The organism is Flavobacterium sp. H4147 (genome assembly GCF_029360735.1).
GTDB lineage: Bacteria > Bacteroidota > Bacteroidia > Flavobacteriales > Flavobacteriaceae > Flavobacterium > Flavobacterium endoglycinae.
Map to the genome: position 1 here is coordinate 1,291,627 of NZ_JARKNB010000001.1, position 18,391 is coordinate 1,310,017.

The following is an 18,391-nucleotide window of genomic DNA, read 5'->3' on the forward strand; positions in this document are numbered from 1 at the left end:
TGTTTCTATGTGTTAAATGAATATATTAAATCCACTCACGCGGATTTTCTAATACATTAATTAATTTTTCTTCTTCGCTTCCTGCTTCCGGATGATGATCGTAAACCCATTGCACATGCGGAGGGAGACTCATTAAAATACTTTCAATTCTTCCGTTGGTTTTTAATCCGAATAAAGTTCCTTTGTCGTGAACCAAATTGAACTCCACATAACGGCCGCGACGGATTTCCTGCCACGTTCTTTGTTCTGGAGTATATGGAAGCGTTTTTCTTCTTTCTACAATTGGCACATAAGCTTCAAGGAAACTATTGCCCACTTCGGTTACAAAATTGTACCAGTTTTCCATTGACATAGATTCGGTTGCTTTGCAATAATCAAAGAATAAACCGCCAAGTCCGCGGGCTTCATGACGATGTGCATTCCAAAAATACGAATCGCATTGTTTTTTATATTTTGGATAAAACTCTGGATTGTGTTTATCGCAAGCTGTTTTGCAGGTTTGGTGAAAGTGAATGGCATCTTCCTCAATCAAATAATAAGGCGTTAAATCTTGTCCGCCACCAAACCATTGTTCGATTACATTTCCATTTTCGTCATACATTTCAAAATAGCGCCAATTGGCGTGAACTGTAGGAACCATTGGGTTTTTCGGGTGAATCACCAAACTTAATCCGCAGGCAAAGAAATCTGCTTCGCCAACACCAAACATTTTCTGCATGGTTTCAGGAAGTTTTCCGTGAACAGCTGAAATGTTGACACCGCCTTTTTCGAAAACTGTACCGTTTTCAATAACGCGTGTTCTTCCGCCTCCGCCTTCAGGACGTTTCCATAAGTCCTCGCGGAATTTTGTAGTTCCATCAACCGCTTCTAATCCAGCGCAGATCTGGTCTTGTAAATTTTGTATGTATGCGTAAAATTTATTTTTCATGATTTTATTTTTCTGGTAGAGTATCATGATATTTGAATGCTGTATCCATATCAAATACTATTGTAGTATCTTTTTTAAAAATTTTTACAAATCTTGAATTTGCTTTTTTTACTAATGAATCTCCTACTTCGGTTTTTTCCCAAATAAAAGAATATCCATAGACTTCACTTGAATCGTTTAGTTGAAATGTGTGAGACATATGGTTGCGTTTATCTAAATATTTTTTTACAATGAGTCCAGAAAAATTTTCTTCAAACATATTTTTATAAATTTCTTTACTAATTCTGGATTCGTTTGAAAAATAGGAGCAAGTACTTACGGTTATTGCAAAACCCAACATTAAAAAGAAGCCCTGATATAATGGATTCAATTTTTTAAAGTCAAAGTTAGAAACATCTTCTAAAAATTTTTCAAAAGAATTCATTTTAGTTTTTTAATAAAGCAATTTTAGCATTTATCCCAAAAGAAAACACTTTGCTTTCTGTTTGAATGTATTGGTAAACAGCCAAAGCTTTATCTTCAAAATTGTAGTTTTCATCTTTAGAAAACTCAATTAAAATGTCTGCAAATTGTTCTAATTGATCCCAATCAAAATGAAGACGAGTTAATAAAGTGATTAAATCTTCATTTGAATAATCAATTAAACTTTCAAGGTTTAATCCGAATTCTTTTAGTTGGTTTTCAATATCTGTTTTTTGTACTTGACTCAAGGGATAAGGCACAAAAACAAGAGTTCGTAACGTTTTGAGAACGTTATCGATTCTGATTTTTTCTTCATCTCTTAAACCTTTATTTAACATTTTTAGAATTTATTAGATTTGACAGTAGTTCGGCTGAAAACTAATTTTCCTTTTTGAGGAGTTTCTTCTTTGCCAAAATTCTTTATTTTTCGATACACAAAATACAAAACAGGCAGCGAATAATAAATAAACCCCATACAAATAGGAACATAAGGTTTTTCTATAAATAATCCGCTTGATTTTACCATTTGAAAATAATGAGATTTTTCTAAAAATTCATTTGTGAGTCCAAACGGTGGAACGTATTCATTTCCAATCGCAAGAATCATAATCAAGAAGAAATAGAAAATGACTTTTACAACCGATTTTCCAATCTGTTTCATTCTCACATCTGGAGTTACATTTGAAAAGGCAAAACGCATTCGGTTTAAAACCGTTAGCAGATAAATAATTAAAATATTGGTATTAATAACCGATTCATTGAACGAATAGGCAAATGTGCCATATAAAGGAAAAAATACAAAAAGAGACCATTTTTTTGGCATAATCGCCATAAAAACTCCCGAATGCACCATTATAAACTCAAAGGTCATTAAAACGGCTAGATCATTTATAAGACTTACGGGGTGAAGTTCCGGATGTGTCCAGACCATAAAAAATACATAAGCGTAATAAGCCTGAAATCCATGTTCGATAAATGAAAATGGCGAGTATTTATTGAGGTTTATATTTAGCATTTATGTCTTTTTCATTTCCTGCAAGGTTTTCAAAACCTTATAGGTATTAATGAGATATTTTATATAAAATCATCCTTAAAATTTTAGGTCTACAAGGTTTTGAAAACCTTGCAGGATGAAACTGAGATTATTCAAAAGTATAAGTTTCGTTTAAAAGATCATTCTTCTGATTATGACAAAAAATGAAATTCTCTAAATCATCAAACAAATTTAAAATCTCATTTCGTTCTATTTTTGTCTCTTTATCAGATAAATATGCCTGATAGGATGAAAATTTGAAACTCTTGAAATCTAAATCAAAATGATACTTAGGATTCAAATGAACATAAACAATCAATTGTTTTAAATACGTTTCGTCTTTTAATTTTATCCTTTTAAAATGCTTTTCAAATAAGCTTCCAGTTCTATTGATTTGCTTGTTGAATGCTTTTGCATACGAATTAAACAAATTTGAAAAAGCTTGTGTCACTTCTTTTTCTTGAGTGTTAAGCCGAATAACTAAATGAAAGTGATTGTTCATCAGGCAATAAGCAAAAATTGAAATTCTATCAGCGGAATATTTGGCTAATTGTTTCAAGAAATAAAGTTTGTTAGCATCATTTTCAAAAATAGTTGTGCCATTTATGCCACGATTATAAATATGATAATAACAATCTTTTTCTAAAACTTCTAACTTCATCTGTCCTTTACATTTCCTGCAAGGTTTTCACAGCCTTGTAGGTCTTCTTCATAAATAATCCAACTTCTCAATTTATACCTACAAGGTTTTGAAAACCTTGCAGGAAAGTCAATCAGCTGCGACTCAAAACTGAAAACTAGTATTGCCCGTATTCCTTCACGGCGTCGATAAACGCTTTTGCATGGTCTACAGGGATGTTTGGTAAAATTCCGTGACCTAAATTTACAACATATTTGTCTTTTCCAAACTCGTCGATCATTTCATGAACCATTTTCTTAATAGTTGGAATTGGAGAAAGTAATCTTGATGGATCGAAATTTCCTTGTAAAGTAATGTTTCCGCCAGATAAATAACGTGCGTTTCTTGCAGAACAAGTCCAGTCAACTCCTAATGCAGAAGCACGGCTTTTCCCCATTTCGTTAAGCGCAAACCAACATCCTTTTCCGAAAACAATAACAGGTGTAAGATCTGCTAAAGCCTCAACAATCTGATTGATGTATTTCCATGAAAATTCTTGATAATCAACAGGAGAAAGCATTCCTCCCCAAGAATCAAAAATCTGAACAGCATTAACACCCGCTTTTACTTTTTCTTTTAAATATAAAATGGTGGTATCTGTAATTTTTTGCAATAGACTGTGTGCAGCAACGGGATTTGAAAAACAGAATCCTTTTGCCATATCAAAACTTTTAGAACCTCTTCCTTCAACTGCGTAACAGAAAATTGTCCATGGCGAACCAGCGAAACCAATCAATGGCACTTCGTCGTTCAGCATTTCCTTCGTTAATTTAATAGCATCCATTACATAACCAAGACTTTCTTGAATGTCTGGAACATACACACGTTGAACATCTGCCATAGAACGAATTGGATTCGGTATAAACGGACCGATATTTTCTTTCATTAAAACTTCAATTCCCATTGCCTGCGGCACTACCAGAATATCCGAAAATAAAATAGCAGCATCTGGAGCGATTCGACGAATTGGCTGAACAGTAATTTCGGCAGCTAATTCTGGGGTCTGACAACGTGTGAAGAAATCGTATTTATCGCGTAACGCGATAAATTCCGGTAAATATCTTCCGGCTTGACGCATCATCCATACCGGCGGACGCTGAACTGTTTCTCCTTTTAATGCTTTTAAAAATAGGTCGTTTTTTAACATTTTTTATTTCTTTATCCTGCAAGGTTTCCAAAACCTTTTAGGTGTTATGTTGATTAATTATAGATACCTACAAAGTTTTGGAAACCTTGCAGGAAATCTTTTTTGTTACTTATATTCGTGAATTACATCCTCGATTACATCCTCAATTGTAGGTTGATCTGCAACGATAATGTTTTTGGTAATTTTTGATAAAGCTTCAGCAGTGGTTTCGCCAATGCAGAAACAGATTTCTTTCTTAATTGTATTATCTTTCAAATAACTTTTCACTCCAGACGGACTAAAAAACAAAATGGCTTCTGGATTTGCTTTTATTTTTTGAGGCTGTAAAGAAGTTTCGTAAACCTCAATTTCATTGAATGTAATGCCATTTTCTTTTAAAGCTTCTGGCAGAATATCTCTTCTTAAATTTCCACTAAAAAAAGTATAGCTTTCCTTTGCGTAAATTAAAGTGATAATTTCGGCTAAATCTGAGGCATAACCTGTGTAAGCAACAACATTAAAGCCATTATCGCTTAAAAGGATTTTGGTTTTAAGTCCAACGCAATATACGTTTTTCTTTTTCAGTTCTTCAGATTTTGGATGAGACAAAACACTATGAACAGCATTCTGACTTGTAAAAATCAGATTTTCGTTGAGGTCTTTTAATTCAAAAGATTTGTTTGTGGTTTTGATGAAATCGGCTTCGATTAATTCAATTCCATATTTCTTTAGCTCTTGTTTATGAAGAGGAGATAATATTTTAGTAGATAGTATTTGAACTGGGTTTGCCATTATTTTTTTAGAGATTCTTTGATTTTCTGCATTAATTCTGTTCCACCGTTATTCAAAATTTCTTGTGCAGATTTGAAACCTAGTTTCTTCCATTCTGAAATATCAACCGTTTTGTTGATTTCCAGTTTTTGTTTTCCGTCAATAGAAAGTAAAACACCTTGAAAATGTAAAGTGTCTTCGTCTTCATTATACGTAACCAAAGCTCCAATTGGCGCTGTACATCCGCCTTCAAGCGTTCTTAAAAACTGACGTTCTATATGTGTGCAAATTTCAGTTTCGATATCATTTAACTGAGAAAGTGCATCCAGTGTAAAATTGTCATTTTCCATTCCCACAACCAACATGGCTCCTTGTGCCGGCGCAGGAATCATCCAGTCTAAATTAATGAAATTTTCTGGTTTTAGGTTAATACGCTCCAAACCAGCAGCTGCAAAAACGGCTCCATCCCAGTCATTGTCTTGTAACTTCTGCATACGCGTGTTTACATTTCCGCGTAAATCAACTACGGTATGATTAGGATATTTATTGAACCATTGTGCCTGACGACGCAGACTTCCAGTTGCAATGGTACTTGGATTTGAAAAATCAGGATTTCCTTTATGAACCAAAATATCTAAAACATTTGCTCTTGGTAAAACTGCACCTTGAACAATACCTTTTGGTAAAGCTGTTGGAACGTCTTTCATAGAATGCACCGCAATATCAATATCGCCATTAATCATGGCAATGTCTAACGTTTTGGTAAAAATTCCTGTAATACCAAGTTCGTAAAGAGGTTTGTCCAGAATAATATCACCTTGGGATTTTACCGCAACAATAGAAGTTTTATAACCTAAATCATTTAGTTTTTTCTCTACAGTATGTGCCTGCCAAAGTGCTAATTCGCTGTCACGCGTTCCTATTCTGATTGTTTTTTCAGCCATGTTTTATTTTTTGAACCATATAAGTTATATAAGTAAATTTAAGCAGTTTGGGTAAAACATAAATGTAAATCAAACTTAACATAACTTGTTTTTATTTTTGAACCATATAAGTTATATAAGTAATTTAAAGTGGGTTGGGTAAAACACAGTTTTTAAATGAACTTATATAACTTATATGGTTTAAATCTTAAATTAAGATGCTTTTATTTTGAAGACTTTTTCGATCCATTCGATGCTTTCATCAACCATGGTGTCGTCGTCTTTTAAATGATTTGCGAAATGAGTAGTGATTTTTTGAATGATTCGGTTGCTGATGATTTCAGCCTGTTCTTCATTAAAATCGGCAATTTTTTTACTTTGAAAATCCAATTCCGAAACTTTAATGGCATTAAGTTTTTCTTTTAAAGCATTAATAGTTGGAGCGAACTTTCTGCCTTTCATCCAAGTCACAAATTCTTCTTTGATTTCCTCGATGATCGCTTCAGCTGCTGGAATGTGCAGTTTTCTGTTTTCCAAAGTTTCGTCTGTCAATTGAGACAAATAATCCATGTGGATCAAAGTTACGCCTTCTAATTCCTCAACATTTTCATTTACATTTTTCGGAATTGATAAATCTAAAATCAATAACGGTTTTTTCAGATTTAAAATCGCTTTGTCTACTGTTGGGTTTTGCGCGCCTGTCGCTACAACCACAACATCGGCTTTTTGAAGTTCTAAATGCAATTCAGAGTAATCTTTAACAATCAAATTCAGTTTTCCTGCTAATTTCTCTGCTTTGTCTTTAGTACGGTTTATTAAAGTAATGTGTTCGTTTTTAGTATGTTTTACTAAATTCTCGCACGTATTTCTTCCAATTTTTCCAGTTCCGAAAAGTAAAATGTTTTTATTGCTGATGTCTTCTACATTTTTAAGAATATATTGTACCGATGCAAAAGAAACCGAAGTAGCTCCAGAACTGATTTCAGTTTCTGTTTTAATTCTCTTGCTCGCCTGAATAACTGCATTTATGAGTCTTTCCATAAAAGCATTTGCTAAACCTAAAGACTTCGAGTGAATGAAACTGGTTTTAATTTGAGATATAATTTCAAAATCGCCTAAGATCTGACTATCTAAACCAGTTCCTACGCGAAATAAATGATTGATTGCTTCTTGATTTTTATAAACGAAACCCACTTTTTGAAAAGCGTCGACCGAACCATTGCTGTTGTCACAAATCAATTTGATTAATTGAAATGGGTGTTCTGCAAAACCATAAATTTCGGTTCTGTTGCAGGTTGAAGTAACTATTAAACTTTCTATTCCTTCGTTTTTAGCTTGCTCTAGTAAGCGAGTCTTCGCAACAGCATCCAAACTAAATTGACCTCTGACCTCAGCATCAGCTTTTTTATAACTCAGACCAACTGAGTAAAAATAAAGGTGTTTCGGTACGTTATTGTTTTCCATAAATTCACTTTCATAAAAGTGCAACAAAATTATCACTATAGCATTGATAAAAATAACGCTAAAAGTACTTTTTATGTCGCTATATGTTTTTTTGAACCTAAATAGGTGTTTTTGAGTAAAAAGGACTACTTTTGTAGCAAAATCAACTCATTAGAAGTGATTAGTTTAGAGTGATTCTAAATAACATTTGAAGTTTGTCTTGATTTTCGTTTCAAAAAAATATCGCTATGGGTTCTCAAGAAATTATAAAAATTGAAGACGACTTTACGCTGATTCGTTTTCAAAATGACAGTCTGGAGCCATTTTATGCACAACATGAAATTGGTACTGGCTTGATACAGTTTCACTTCGGGATAAAAGGAAATGCCAAATTCTTGTTCAATCAAGGTAATTATGCTTTAGAATTGAAAGAAGAAAAATCACTGCTTTTATACAATCCGCAGAAAGAATTACCGCTTAATTTAGAACTCGCCCCAAATTCGTGGGTGATTTCGGTAATTGTTTCCATCAAGAAATTTCACGCGTTATTTTCTGCCGAAGCGGACTATATTACTTTTTTAAGTCCTGATAATAAGGATAAAAAGTATTATAACGAAGGAAACATCAGTCCGTCGATGGCAATTGTGTTGAGTCAGCTGTTTCATTACAATCTTCACCCTTCGATCAAAAACCTGTATTATAAAGGAAAAGGATACGAATTGTTGAGTTTGTATTTCAACAGAACCGAAGATCCAAATGCAGAACAATGTCCGTTTTTAATTGATGAAGATAATGTACTGAAAATCCGAAAAGCCAAAGAAATCGTAATTGCTAATATGTCAGAGCCGCCGGGACTACAAGAACTAGCAGATGAGATTGGTTTGAATTTGAAAAAACTCAAAATGGGTTTCAAACAAATTTACGGCGACACGGTTTACGGTTTTCTATTCGATTACAAAATGGATTTCGCTAGAAAACTATTAGACAGTGGTTCTTATAATGTAAATGAAGTGGGATTGAAAATTGGTTACAGCACCGGAAGTCATTTTATTGCTGCTTTCAAAAAGAAATTCGGAACAACACCTAAAAAGTATTTGATGTCGATTAATGCGAATGTTAGTTAGCCACAAATTCACGAATTAGCACAGAATAAAATCTGCTAAATCTCCCGAATCTGCGAGAGAAAATTTCACAAATGCGATAAAATAAATTTTGAATATTCAACAATAATTAAAAAGTAATAATTATCATATTTCGAAAAAGTTCCAAGTTCTACTTTTGCCGAAATTTTTAAAAACAAATAAAAAGCTTAAAGCCTAGAGCTTAAAACCTAAAAACAGAAAAAACATGAAAGGCGTATTATTAGTAAACTTAGGTTCTCCAGACAGCCCAACTCCAAAAGATGTAAAACCGTATTTAGATGAATTTTTAATGGATAAATATGTAATTGACGTTCCATATTTATTAAGAGCATTATTAGTTCGCGGTATTATTTTAAGAAAAAGACCTGAAGAATCGGCACACGCTTACGCAAAAATTTGGTGGGAAGAAGGTTCTCCATTAATCGTTCTTTCAGAAAGAATGCAGCATAAAGTACAGCCTTTAGTAAATGTGCCAGTTTCTTTAGCAATGCGTTATGGAAGCATGACTATTGAAAAAGGACTTCAGGAATTAAGCGATAAAGGAGTTACAGATGTTCTTCTTTTTCCATTATATCCGCAGTATGCAATGGCATCGACTTTGACCATTTTGGTTAAGGCAGAAGAAATTCGCAAAAAGAAATTTCCTCATATGAAATTTACCGATGTTCCCGCATTTTACAACAAGCCAGATTACATCAAAAACTTGGCAGATTCTATCCAGAAACACTTAGTTGGGTTTGAATACGATCATTTATTGTTTTCATATCATGGAATTCCAGAGCGTCATATTCGTAAAACCGATGTGACGAAATCACATTGTAAAATTGACGGCTCATGCTGTAATACGCCATCGCCGGCGCACGAATTCTGTTATCGTCACCAATGTTATGAAACAACAAGACAAGTTGTTAAACTATTAGGACTTCCAGAGGACAAATACAGTTTAACTTTCCAATCTCGTTTAGCAGGTGATAAATGGTTAGAACCTTACACGGATGTTGAAATTGACAATATGCCGGCAAAAGGAATTAAAAAATTAGCCGTAGTAACACCAGCTTTCGTTTCAGACTGTCTTGAAACTTTGGAGGAAATCGCAATGCGTGCCAAAGAAGATTTTGAAGCAAATGGAGGAGAAGATTTCTTAGCAGTTCCATGTTTAAATGACGATGATCAATGGTGCCAGACAGTTGCAAATTGGATTAACGATTGGGCGAAATAGAGAAAATAGAAGAAAGAGTAAAGAAAAAAGACTTTCATAATGGAGTATTATAATTACTTAAAATCACTGCATCTTATTTTTGTCATAACTTGGTTTGCAGGTTTATTTTATATTGTGCGTTTGTTTGTGTATCAAATTGAAGCCAGTGAAAAACCTTCTCCTGAAAAGGAAATTTTGCAGGCGCAGTATAAAATTATGGCCTACCGTTTGTGGTACATTATTACATGGCCATCGGCAGTTTTGGCGAGTATTTTTGCTTTTTGGATGTTGTTTTTTACAGATGCCGGTCATGTTTGGATCACAATGCCTTGGATGCATGTAAAACTGTGTTTTGTTTTCCTTTTGTATTTATACCACGCAAAATGCCATCAGATTTTTAAGCAACTGCAAAACGATGAGGTAAAATATTCGAACAACTTCATGCGTTTATGGAACGAAGGCGCTACGATTATTTTGTTTGCCGTTGTTTTTTTAGTAGTTTTAAAAAGTGCGATCAACTGGATCTTCGGCGTAATCGGAATTATTGTATTCTCGGTTTTAATTATGCTGGGTTTTAGATTTTATAAACGAATAAGAGAGAAGAAATAGTCGCAGTGACAGTTTTCAGTTTTGCTGAGACTGAGACTGAGACTGAACACTAAAAACATGCTAAACAACTTCAAAATGTCTATGCTTTCACTTCGTACCAGGATTTTCCTGTCGATGATTGTATTGATTGTCGTGGCATCTTTTTTATTAGCTTCGATTTCGATTATTCAGTTTAAAACTGAGGCCAAAGAATACCATCAAGAACGTTTAGAGCGAAAAGAAAACGCCGTCAAAGAACACATCAATTATGTTCTGGCAACTACAACTTATCCGCTGAAAACCCAAAATTTGGATTTGATTTTTAAAGACAAAATCCATGAATTGGCTCAGATTCACAAAATTGAAATCAATATTTACAGCCTTGACGGAAAACTTTTAAAATCATCCAAAGAATCTTTTGCTGTTGATAAAATTGCACCGCCAATTCCTGAATACATTCTAAAACTGGTTCGTTCTTCTATCGAAAAACGTTTTGTAGATATTAAAACGATTGACGGAGTTAAAAACCGATCTTCGTACAGTTTGATAAAAGACGAAAAATTCAAACCACTCGGAATTCTAAATCTTCCGTATTTAGAAGACGACGGATATTACGACAACGAATTGAATACATTCCTAATTCGTTTAAGTCAGGTCTATTCTTTCATGCTGATTGTGGCTTTTGCGTTAGCATATTTCCTTTCTACCTATATTACTAAATCACTAAAGACCATTTCAGATCGTTTGGAGGAAACCAATCTGGATCAAAAAAATGAGAAGATTGTTTTGGAGGCAAACAGCAAAGAAGTCAATTTCTTAATAAGAGCCTATAATGGAATGGTGGACAAATTGGAAACCAGCGCGATTAAACTAGCACAAAGCGAACGTGAAGAAGCGTGGCGCGAAATGGCAAAACAAGTCGCACATGAAATTAAAAATCCGCTTACACCAATGCGTTTAACGGTTCAGAGTTTTCAAAGAAAATTTGATCCAAATGATCCTGATGTTAAGCAGAAGATGAATGATTACTCCGAAACCTTAATTCAGCAGATTGATACCATGACAGCGGTTGCATCGGCATTTTCGAATTTTGCTTCGATGCCGGCTCAGCAAAATGAAACCTTGAATGTTGTTGAAGTCGTAGAACTGGCTTTGGATATTTTCAACGAAGATTATATTTCTTTTGAAAAAGAAGAGGAGGAAATCATCTCCAAAATGGACCGTACGCAATTAATTCGTGTAATTACCAATTTGGTTAAAAATGCCACTCAGGCAATTTCTGAAAGCCAATTTCAAAAATCAATTGTGGTTTCGGTAAAAAGAAGAAATAACAATGTCGAAATTGCCGTAAAAGACAACGGTATTGGAATCCAAAAACAAGATATAGGCCGAATCTTCGAACCAAAATTTACCACTAAAACCAGCGGTATGGGACTTGGACTTGGAATTATTAAAAACATTATCGAAAATTACAAAGGAACAATTACCTTTGAATCAACTTACGGAAAGGGAACCACATTTAGAGTTTCCCTGCCTATCACCAACTCTTAAAATAAGTGTTATGAGCTACGAAAATATTTTAGTTTCTATTGAAGAAAGAATTGCTACCATTACCATTAACAGACCTGCTAAATTAAACGCTTTAAACAAAGCGACAATTAGTGATCTAAGTAAAGCCGTTACTGCTTTAGGAAGCGACGAAAATGTTCGTGTAATTATTATAACCGGAACGGGCGAAAAAGCGTTTGTGGCCGGAGCTGATATTTCGGAATTTGCTAATTATACGGTTGTCGAAGGCGCACAGCTGGCTGCCGAAGGACAAGAAAACTTATTTGATTTTATTGAAAAATTGAGAAAACCGGTTATTGCAGCTGTAAATGGTTTTGCTCTTGGAGGCGGACTGGAACTCGCTATGGCTTGCCATTTCAGAATAGCTTCAGATAATGCTAAAATGGGACTTCCAGAAGTAACCTTAGGGTTGATTCCAGGTTACGGAGGAACACAGCGTCTGCCGCAGTTAGTAGGAAAGGGCCGTGCGATGGAAATGATTATGACAGCAGCTATGATTTCTGCAGAAGAAGCAAAACAATACGGTTTAGTAAATCATGTAGTACCGCAGACGGAACTTTTATCTTTTACAAACGTAATCGCTCAAAAAATCATTAAAAATGCACCCTTTGCGATTGGAAAAGCCATCAAATCGATCAATGCTAATTTCGAAGACGGTAAAAATGGTTTTGATACCGAAATAAAATCATTTGGAGAATGTTTTGGAACTGCCGATTTTAAAGAAGGTACAACTGCATTTTTAGAAAAACGTAAAGCCGAATTTACAGGAAAATAATTTTTTAACCGCAAAAACGCAAAGATTTACGTAAAGTACAATGAAATAAAAAACTTTGCGAACCTTGCGTAAATCCTAGCGACCTTTGCGGTTAAATAATAACCATAAAGAGAGAACTTAATCTCTCAGAACCTTAGCCTCTTAAAAAAAATGTACGAACCAATATTTGCCCTTTTTTGTGAACGTGTTAAAGAAAGCATCCAAAACGGAACTTTCGCAAAACTTACTTTGGCTAAAACAATGGGCGATACAGAACTCAAAAATGTATATTTCCGATTGGTTCTCAATGAAGACAACACTTTCTCAATCTCATTAACCTTCCGATACAAAACAGAAGAAATAGAAAGCATTCATACTTTAGACGAAGCTCTATTGATTTTAGGTTCGCACATTAAAAAACCGTTCTTAACAGCACTTTTGTTTACTACTGATGATGATGTTACTTTCAAAGTAAACAAGAAAAATGCAGGAAGTATTATTGAACAAGCACCAACTTTTAAAAATGCCTCTCCTGTAATGCTGGAGATGATTGAAAAGGGAATTGTGTGAAATGTTAAAGTTACACGTTTTTTAAATAATGTAGGAAAAACACCTTATTTTTGCTGAAAATTTCTATTTTAAAGATAATTTCAGATGAATGTGTATAGACTATCAAGCCGGTTAAAAGTTTTTATTTTCCTTTTTTCAGTGCTGCAGATATTGGTGTTGAGCAGTTTACTGTTAATCCCATTTATTGATCTGCCATCTAATTCGCGCGCGTATCAGTTGTATGATTTCTGCTGTTCTTCTGCTTATTTACACGTAATTCTGCTAATGTTGATTGTGGCGGCTATTATTGTTGCGTTTCTTTTAGTAATTAATGTTTTTAAAAGAAAAGTAATCTTTACAAGTGATTCCATTATTTCAAAAAGTATCTTTAGTACCCAAAAACTAATATTCAGTGATATAAAAGGATATAAGATTAGACATTCTATCCTTTACATCATTACAAATTCTAACGAAAAACGCCGTCTTGTAATCAATCTCTTTACTTTTGATCGAACAGATAATTTATTGCGTAATCTAGAAATGCGTTTTACCAATTTAGATTTCTAATGAAAAAGATTTTCCTTAAACCAGTTTCACAAATAGGTTAGAAGCAATTTTATTAGAAATAGACAATTCATGTTCGTTTATTTTAATTTTTACCGATAAATCGAAAGATTCTTTAGATAAAAATTCAATTTTAGAACCCAGCGCGATTCCCTGTTTGTCTAGATATTTTAGGAATTCAGAAGAAGTATCTTTTACGCCCACACAAATGCCGATTTGGTTTTCTTCCAATTCAGATAAAAGTTGTTTTTCAATCTTAATAATTCGGCCGTTTGCATCTGGAATCGGATCACCGTGCGGATCTTCTGTGGGATTACCCAGAAAATCATCCAAACGGTTAATCAATTGTTCGGATTTAATATGTTCCAGCTGTTCCGCAATTTCATGCACTTCATCCCAGCTAAAATTCAGCTTCTCCACTAAAAATACTTCCCATAAACGATGTTTTCTCACAATCATTTTGGCAGCCAGTTTTCCGTTTTCTGTCAATGAAACGCCTTGGTATTTTTTATAATTCACCAAATCTTTCTCTGCCAGTTTTTTTAGCATATCCGTTACAGAGGAAGCTTTTGTTTCCATGATTTCCGCAATAGCATTGGTACTGACTTCAGTTTCTGAAGCAGCCGTCAAGTGATATATCGATTTTAAGTAGTTTTCTTCTGAAAAAGTCATTTTTTTTGAGGTTCAAAGGTTCAAAGGTTCAAAGGTTCAAAGGGAAAACTTTGTCCCTTTGAACCTCTCAGACTTTGCCTCTTTTATTTAACAATCAACAAAGGTATCGAAATTTTATGTCTCAATTTGTCTACTGTTGTGCCAAAAAGAATATCTTTTAAACCAGTATGGCCGTGGGTTCCCATTACTAGTATATCAAAAAAACCATTGTTGATGATTTCTGGGATTATCTTAGCTGGTTTTCCAAAACCAAGTTCTGTTTCGATGTTGAAACCCTTCTGCGAAAGCATTTCTTTGTATTCTAATAATAGTTTTTCATCAATAGTAGTTTCATGATCGTGAACGTGAATTCCGTACATCAAAGCGCCAACGGTTTCAACAATATGAATAAGCGTATATTTCGCCTCTATTCCTCCCAATTCGAAGGCGTGATTAAGAGCAGCTTCGTCGGCACTTGAAAAATCGACAGAAACTGCAATATTTTTAACTTCCTGAGTTTTCTTTTGTGAGAAATGAAGCTTCAGGTTATGAGGCGAATGATTGATGGTTTTTTCTTTGAATTTGGCAATAAACGGTTTAAAAATGATGTACAGCAATAATCCCGCAAATCCAAAAGCCAACGGAATTACGGTAAACCACAGCAACGTAGGATTGTTCGAATTTTGAAGCCAGGAAGTGATTTCGTCATAAACCAATTTTGCATTTAACGAAACAATGATTGAAGCAATAATCCACGAAACAATCTGAGTAGTTCGAGAAATATGAAAACCATTCATTTTCGATTTATCGCTTACAAAGTGAATGAGAGGAATAATTGCAAAGCCTAACTGCAGACTCAGAATGACCTGACTTAAGATTAATAATTTTCCGGTAACATCTTCGCCATAAATGTAAATCACGATTAAGGCAGGAACAATGGCAATTAAACGTGTAATGATTCTACGAACCCAAGGCTGGATTCTAAAATGCAGATAACCTTCCATTACAATCTGTCCGGCAAGTGTTCCCGTAACTGTCGAACTTTGTCCGGCAGCAATTAAAGCAACGGCAAATAAAATGGGCGCCCATTTGGTTCCCAATAAAGGTTGCAGGAATTGATGTGCATCCTGAATTTCGGCAACTTCAAACATTCCATTTTTATGAAAAGTTGCTGCGGCCAGAATTAAAATGGCAGCATTTACAAAAAAAGCAAGATTTAAAGCAATTGTAGAATCGATCAAATTGTATTTTAAAGCTTGTTTGATTCCTGCTGGCGTTCTGTCAAATTTTCGGGTTTGGACCAAAGAAGAATGTAGGTATAAGTTATGAGGCATTACTGTAGCACCAATAATTCCGATTGCAATATACAAAGCGGCTGAATTTGGAATAGAAGGAACAAGTCCGCCAATGATTTTGTGGATTTCAGGTTCGGCAAAAATCATTTCAAAGATGAAAGAGAAACCAATAATTGCGACCAAAGCAATTATAAAAGCTTCCATTTTGCGGATTCCTTTATTGATAAGAAATAAAAGAATAAAAGTATCCAGAACGGTAATCAAAACGCCTTCAAGAAGAGGAATTCCAAATAAAAGATTAATCCCGATCGCCATTCCTAGAACTTCTGCTAAATCACAGGCTGCAATGGCAATTTCGGCTAAAAAATATAAAATATAGTTGATGTATTTCGAATAGGTCTCTCTAGAAGCCTGAGCCAAATCGCGCTGGGTAACAATTCCAAGACGTGCGCTCAAACTCTGTAGAAGCAGTGCCATTAAATTACTCATTAACAAAACCCAGACAAGTGTATAACCAAACTGGCTTCCGCCTGCAATATCAGTGGCCCAGTTTCCTGGGTCCATATAGCCAACGCTTACTAAATATGCTGGTCCTAAAAAGGCTAATATTTTTCGGAATCCTGTTTTTTTATGTTGTGTCGAAACGGATTCGTGTACTTCTTCTAATGATTTAGTCATTGTTAAAATATTGATTTCTCAAATATATAGAAAAATTATATTCGCTCAACAATATTTTTAGGCTTGTCTAAAACTTAAATGTTAGAATTCAAACATTTTGGGCACAACCCCGAAAGCGTAAAGTTTATTTCGTTGACTTTATAATTGTGAGGCATTATATAACTTGGTTTCACGGTTTCAAGACATGTAATCTCATGACATTTCTCACAGCTGAAATGTGCATGATTATGAATATGAACACGCTGATGAGAATGATTGCATTTTGCATATTTTACTGTTCCGTCAAGATTTGATATTTTATGAATGATATCTTCATTCACCAGACGATCTAAGATTCGGTAGATGGTCACTCGATCGCAGATATCGTTTAGTAATTTCTGAATTTCGGAATGGGACAGTGCTGTTTTAGATTTCTCAAAAACCTCTAAAACGGCTGTCTTTGCTGTAGTATTTCGTGTCGTTTTCATTTTTAGCAGAATTAAAAATTTATAGCAACAATGTTGCGTTTTGTAAAATAATGTATATTTGCAACAATATTGCATTAAACAAATGTACACGATATGAAGAAAACAACCACATCTTTTTACGATATTTTAGGAATTTCAAGTGCCACTCTTTGTCTGGTTCATTGTTTGATTTTTCCAATTTTAACCATCCTGCCTTTGGGCTTTATACACAATCCAATTATCGATTTGCTGTTTGCTTCACTGGGTCTATTTGCGATTCTCAAAATTATAAAAAATTCGGCTCTTTTAATCTCAGCGATATTAGTAGTATCAATGAGTTTAATTTGGATCAGTATTTTGAGTGAACTTTTTTTCGAGATCCATCTCGATTTAATTTATTATGGTGGAATTGGAATGATTATAGGGCATTTAATTAATTACAAGTTACACAGAAAACAAAATCATTAAAAATAAAAATATGGAAAAGAAACATTTTGAAGTGATTATCGTTGGCGGAAGCTACAGCGGTTTGTCGGCCGCAATGAGTTTGGGACGTTCTTTGCGTCAGGTTTTGGTTATCGATAGTGGCCTGCCTTGTAACAGACAAACACCGCATTCCCATAATTTTATTACACAAGACGGCGAAAAGCCCGCTGTTATTTCGGCGAAAGCCAAATTACAGGTTGACATTTACAAAACCGTTCAATTTTATAATGGACTTGCGGTAAAAGCACTTCAAATAGATAAAGGTTTTGAAATTGAAACCGAATCTGGAGATGTTTTTACTTCAAGAAAAGTATTGTTTGCAACCGGAGTAAAAGATTTGTTTCCGAAAATTGATGGTTTTGAAGATTGCTGGGGAATTTCGGTTTTACATTGTCCGTATTGTCATGGTTATGAAGTTAAAAATGAAAAAACGGCTATTATTGCCAATGGCGAAATGGGATTTGAATATGCAAAACTGATTTCGAACTGGACAAAAGACCTTCGTTTGTGTACCAACGGAAAATCTGAATTGACTTTGGAACAAACACAAATTCTTAAAAATCACGGTGTTTTGATTTTAGAAAATGAAATTGATTCTTTAGAACATAATGAAGGTTATGTTTCGAATATAATTTTCAAAAACGAAGAAAAAATTTCTGTAAAAGCCATTTATGCTAAAGTTCCTTTTGAACAGCATTGTTCTTTACCAGAAGAGTTAGGCTGTGAAATCAATGAACAGGGCTATTTGAAAGTTGATTTTATGCAGAAAACAACCGTTCCAGGAATTTTCGGAAGTGGCGATGCTACCACTCAAATGCGTTCTGTGGCGTTGGCTGTTTCTTCTGGATCTTTCGCGGGAGCGGTAATTAATAAAGAACTTATCGACGAAGATTTTGTATGATGCTTCACCCAACAGGTTTTTAAAACCTTTTGGGTTTTAATTCAATAGCCCCTAGCTTCAGCTAGGGGATTATGGTTTTGATTTGAAAAGGGCTTTAGCCAAACCTGCATTTTTTGGCTAAAAGCCCTTTTCCGCATTATTTATATTTCCATCCAGCTAAAGCTGGACGCTATTCAATTTTTATTAGAGACTTAGCTGTGTGTGA

General features: G+C 34.4%; 22 protein-coding genes. 10 read left to right on the plus strand and 12 right to left on the minus strand.

The features are described 5' to 3' along the window. Window positions 1–25 precede the first annotated feature (25 nt). From hemF to hemA, 9 genes are all read right to left on the minus strand, one after another. Window positions 26–928, minus strand: a complete 903-nt coding sequence (gene hemF, locus P2W75_RS05630) for an oxygen-dependent coproporphyrinogen oxidase (protein WP_276379386.1) — start codon at window positions 926–928, stop codon at window positions 26–28. A 4-nt stretch (window positions 929–932) separates the two neighbouring features. Next, window positions 933–1,352 (minus strand): hypothetical protein, encoded by a 420-nt coding sequence (locus tag P2W75_RS05635; protein ID WP_276379387.1) that lies wholly within the window; start codon window positions 1,350–1,352, stop codon window positions 933–935. A gap of 1 nt (window position 1,353) precedes the next feature. After that, window positions 1,354–1,728 carry a hypothetical protein gene (locus P2W75_RS05640; protein WP_276379388.1) on the minus strand — a complete coding sequence of 125 codons (375 nt, stop codon included), beginning with the start codon at window positions 1,726–1,728 and terminating at the stop codon, window positions 1,354–1,356. Window positions 1,729–1,730: 2 nt separating this feature from the next. Then, the gene (locus P2W75_RS05645; protein ID WP_276379390.1) at window positions 1,731–2,405 is read right to left on the minus strand and encodes a hypothetical protein; all 675 of its coding nucleotides are present in this window, start codon (window positions 2,403–2,405) and stop codon (window positions 1,731–1,733) included. A gap of 127 nt (window positions 2,406–2,532) precedes the next feature. Continuing rightward, entirely contained in the window at window positions 2,533–3,084 is a 552-nt protein-coding gene (locus P2W75_RS05650) for a transposase (protein ID WP_276379392.1), read from the minus strand. 136 nt (window positions 3,085–3,220) lie between these two features. After that, on the minus strand, window positions 3,221–4,249 hold the full coding sequence (gene hemE, locus P2W75_RS05655; protein WP_276379394.1) for a uroporphyrinogen decarboxylase: 1,029 nt from the start codon (window positions 4,247–4,249) through the stop codon (window positions 3,221–3,223). Between the two features lie 105 nt (window positions 4,250–4,354). Further along, the gene (locus P2W75_RS05660) at window positions 4,355–5,020 is read right to left on the minus strand and encodes a uroporphyrinogen-III synthase (RefSeq protein ID WP_276379395.1); all 666 of its coding nucleotides are present in this window, start codon (window positions 5,018–5,020) and stop codon (window positions 4,355–4,357) included. Further along, window positions 5,020–5,943, minus strand: a complete 924-nt coding sequence (gene hemC, locus P2W75_RS05665) for a hydroxymethylbilane synthase (protein ID WP_276379396.1) — start codon at window positions 5,941–5,943, stop codon at window positions 5,020–5,022. The genes P2W75_RS05660 and hemC overlap by 1 nt, the downstream gene beginning before the upstream one ends. Before the next feature lie 192 nt (window positions 5,944–6,135). Further along, complete coding sequence (gene hemA / locus P2W75_RS05670) at window positions 6,136–7,386, minus strand: glutamyl-tRNA reductase (protein WP_207298526.1); 1,251 nt, start codon at window positions 7,384–7,386, stop codon at window positions 6,136–6,138. A 227-nt stretch (window positions 7,387–7,613) separates the two neighbouring features. Here hemA and P2W75_RS05675 point away from each other — a divergent pair, with 227 nt between their 5' ends. From P2W75_RS05675 to P2W75_RS05705, 8 genes are all read left to right on the plus strand, one after another. Continuing rightward, entirely contained in the window at window positions 7,614–8,489 is an 876-nt protein-coding gene (locus tag P2W75_RS05675) for an AraC family transcriptional regulator (protein WP_276379398.1), read from the plus strand. A gap of 223 nt (window positions 8,490–8,712) precedes the next feature. Then, a complete protein-coding gene (gene hemH / locus P2W75_RS05680; protein ID WP_276379400.1) occupies window positions 8,713–9,726 on the plus strand; it encodes a ferrochelatase in 1,014 nt (337 codons plus the stop codon). Window positions 9,727–9,765: 39 nt separating this feature from the next. Continuing rightward, a complete protein-coding gene (locus tag P2W75_RS05685) occupies window positions 9,766–10,314 on the plus strand; it encodes a CopD family protein (protein ID WP_207298529.1) in 549 nt (182 codons plus the stop codon). Window positions 10,315–10,436: 122 nt separating this feature from the next. Then, a complete protein-coding gene (locus tag P2W75_RS22585) occupies window positions 10,437–10,490 on the plus strand; it encodes a hypothetical protein (RefSeq protein ID WP_373921625.1) in 54 nt (17 codons plus the stop codon). Next, a complete protein-coding gene (locus tag P2W75_RS05690; protein WP_373921626.1) occupies window positions 10,480–11,844 on the plus strand; it encodes a PAS domain-containing sensor histidine kinase in 1,365 nt (454 codons plus the stop codon). Before P2W75_RS22585 ends, P2W75_RS05690 begins: the two co-directional genes overlap by 11 nt. A 10-nt stretch (window positions 11,845–11,854) precedes the next feature. Then, window positions 11,855–12,637: an enoyl-CoA hydratase/isomerase family protein gene (locus tag P2W75_RS05695; RefSeq protein ID WP_207298530.1), complete on the plus strand. Its 783-nt coding sequence runs from the start codon at window positions 11,855–11,857 to the stop codon at window positions 12,635–12,637. Between the two features lie 150 nt (window positions 12,638–12,787). After that, complete coding sequence (locus P2W75_RS05700) at window positions 12,788–13,186, plus strand: hypothetical protein (protein ID WP_276379402.1); 399 nt, start codon at window positions 12,788–12,790, stop codon at window positions 13,184–13,186. A gap of 84 nt (window positions 13,187–13,270) precedes the next feature. Continuing rightward, a complete protein-coding gene (locus tag P2W75_RS05705) occupies window positions 13,271–13,732 on the plus strand; it encodes a hypothetical protein (RefSeq protein WP_276379404.1) in 462 nt (153 codons plus the stop codon). Window positions 13,733–13,747: 15 nt separating this feature from the next. On the opposite strand, the gene P2W75_RS05710 is transcribed toward P2W75_RS05705, so the two are convergent. The 3 genes from P2W75_RS05710 to P2W75_RS05720 all read right to left on the minus strand — a co-directional run bounded on the left by P2W75_RS05710 (window position 13,748) and on the right by P2W75_RS05720 (window position 16,820). Then, window positions 13,748–14,401, minus strand: a complete 654-nt coding sequence (locus tag P2W75_RS05710; protein ID WP_276379406.1) for a metal-dependent transcriptional regulator — start codon at window positions 14,399–14,401, stop codon at window positions 13,748–13,750. Window positions 14,402–14,484: 83 nt separating this feature from the next. Next, window positions 14,485–16,353 carry an Nramp family divalent metal transporter gene (locus P2W75_RS05715; RefSeq protein WP_276379408.1) on the minus strand — a complete coding sequence of 623 codons (1,869 nt, stop codon included), beginning with the start codon at window positions 16,351–16,353 and terminating at the stop codon, window positions 14,485–14,487. Window positions 16,354–16,427: 74 nt separating this feature from the next. Then, the gene (locus P2W75_RS05720; protein ID WP_276379410.1) at window positions 16,428–16,820 is read right to left on the minus strand and encodes a Fur family transcriptional regulator; all 393 of its coding nucleotides are present in this window, start codon (window positions 16,818–16,820) and stop codon (window positions 16,428–16,430) included. Window positions 16,821–16,913: 93 nt separating this feature from the next. Between P2W75_RS05720 and P2W75_RS05725 the strand changes: the two genes are divergently transcribed. After that, on the plus strand, window positions 16,914–17,267 hold the full coding sequence (locus P2W75_RS05725) for a MerC domain-containing protein (protein WP_276379412.1): 354 nt from the start codon (window positions 16,914–16,916) through the stop codon (window positions 17,265–17,267). A 10-nt stretch (window positions 17,268–17,277) separates the two neighbouring features. Next, on the plus strand, window positions 17,278–18,186 hold the full coding sequence (locus P2W75_RS05730; protein ID WP_276379414.1) for an NAD(P)/FAD-dependent oxidoreductase: 909 nt from the start codon (window positions 17,278–17,280) through the stop codon (window positions 18,184–18,186). Window positions 18,187–18,391: the final 205 nt, after the last annotated feature.

Bases quoted from the DNA above. Each gene is read 5' to 3' on its own strand.
- P2W75_RS05645 (WP_276379390.1), bottom strand. From the start codon at position 2,405: ATGCTAAATATAAACCTCAATAAATACTCGCCATTTTCATTTATCGAA.
- hemA (WP_207298526.1), bottom strand. From the start codon at position 7,386: ATGGAAAACAATAACGTACCGAAACACCTTTATTTTTACTCAGTTGGT.
- P2W75_RS05720 (WP_276379410.1), bottom strand. From the start codon at position 16,820: ATGAAAACGACACGAAATACTACAGCAAAGACAGCCGTTTTAGAGGTT.
- P2W75_RS05700 (WP_276379402.1), top strand. From the start codon at position 12,788: ATGTACGAACCAATATTTGCCCTTTTTTGTGAACGTGTTAAAGAAAGC.
- P2W75_RS05650 (WP_276379392.1), bottom strand. From the start codon at position 3,084: ATGAAGTTAGAAGTTTTAGAAAAAGATTGTTATTATCATATTTATAAT.
- P2W75_RS05710 (WP_276379406.1), bottom strand. From the start codon at position 14,401: ATGACTTTTTCAGAAGAAAACTACTTAAAATCGATATATCACTTGACG.
- P2W75_RS05730 (WP_276379414.1), top strand. From the start codon at position 17,278: ATGGAAAAGAAACATTTTGAAGTGATTATCGTTGGCGGAAGCTACAGC.
- P2W75_RS05675 (WP_276379398.1), top strand. From the start codon at position 7,614: ATGGGTTCTCAAGAAATTATAAAAATTGAAGACGACTTTACGCTGATT.
- P2W75_RS05685 (WP_207298529.1), top strand. From the start codon at position 9,766: ATGGAGTATTATAATTACTTAAAATCACTGCATCTTATTTTTGTCATA.
- hemC (WP_276379396.1), bottom strand. From the start codon at position 5,943: ATGGCTGAAAAAACAATCAGAATAGGAACGCGTGACAGCGAATTAGCA.
- P2W75_RS05635 (WP_276379387.1), bottom strand. From the start codon at position 1,352: ATGAATTCTTTTGAAAAATTTTTAGAAGATGTTTCTAACTTTGACTTT.
- hemE (WP_276379394.1), bottom strand. From the start codon at position 4,249: ATGTTAAAAAACGACCTATTTTTAAAAGCATTAAAAGGAGAAACAGTT.
- P2W75_RS05695 (WP_207298530.1), top strand. From the start codon at position 11,855: ATGAGCTACGAAAATATTTTAGTTTCTATTGAAGAAAGAATTGCTACC.
- hemH (WP_276379400.1), top strand. From the start codon at position 8,713: ATGAAAGGCGTATTATTAGTAAACTTAGGTTCTCCAGACAGCCCAACT.
- P2W75_RS05660 (WP_276379395.1), bottom strand. From the start codon at position 5,020: ATGGCAAACCCAGTTCAAATACTATCTACTAAAATATTATCTCCTCTT.
- hemF (WP_276379386.1), bottom strand. From the start codon at position 928: ATGAAAAATAAATTTTACGCATACATACAAAATTTACAAGACCAGATC.
- P2W75_RS05705 (WP_276379404.1), top strand. From the start codon at position 13,271: ATGAATGTGTATAGACTATCAAGCCGGTTAAAAGTTTTTATTTTCCTT.
- P2W75_RS05715 (WP_276379408.1), bottom strand. From the start codon at position 16,353: ATGACTAAATCATTAGAAGAAGTACACGAATCCGTTTCGACACAACAT.
- P2W75_RS05640 (WP_276379388.1), bottom strand. From the start codon at position 1,728: ATGTTAAATAAAGGTTTAAGAGATGAAGAAAAAATCAGAATCGATAAC.
- P2W75_RS05725 (WP_276379412.1), top strand. From the start codon at position 16,914: ATGAAGAAAACAACCACATCTTTTTACGATATTTTAGGAATTTCAAGT.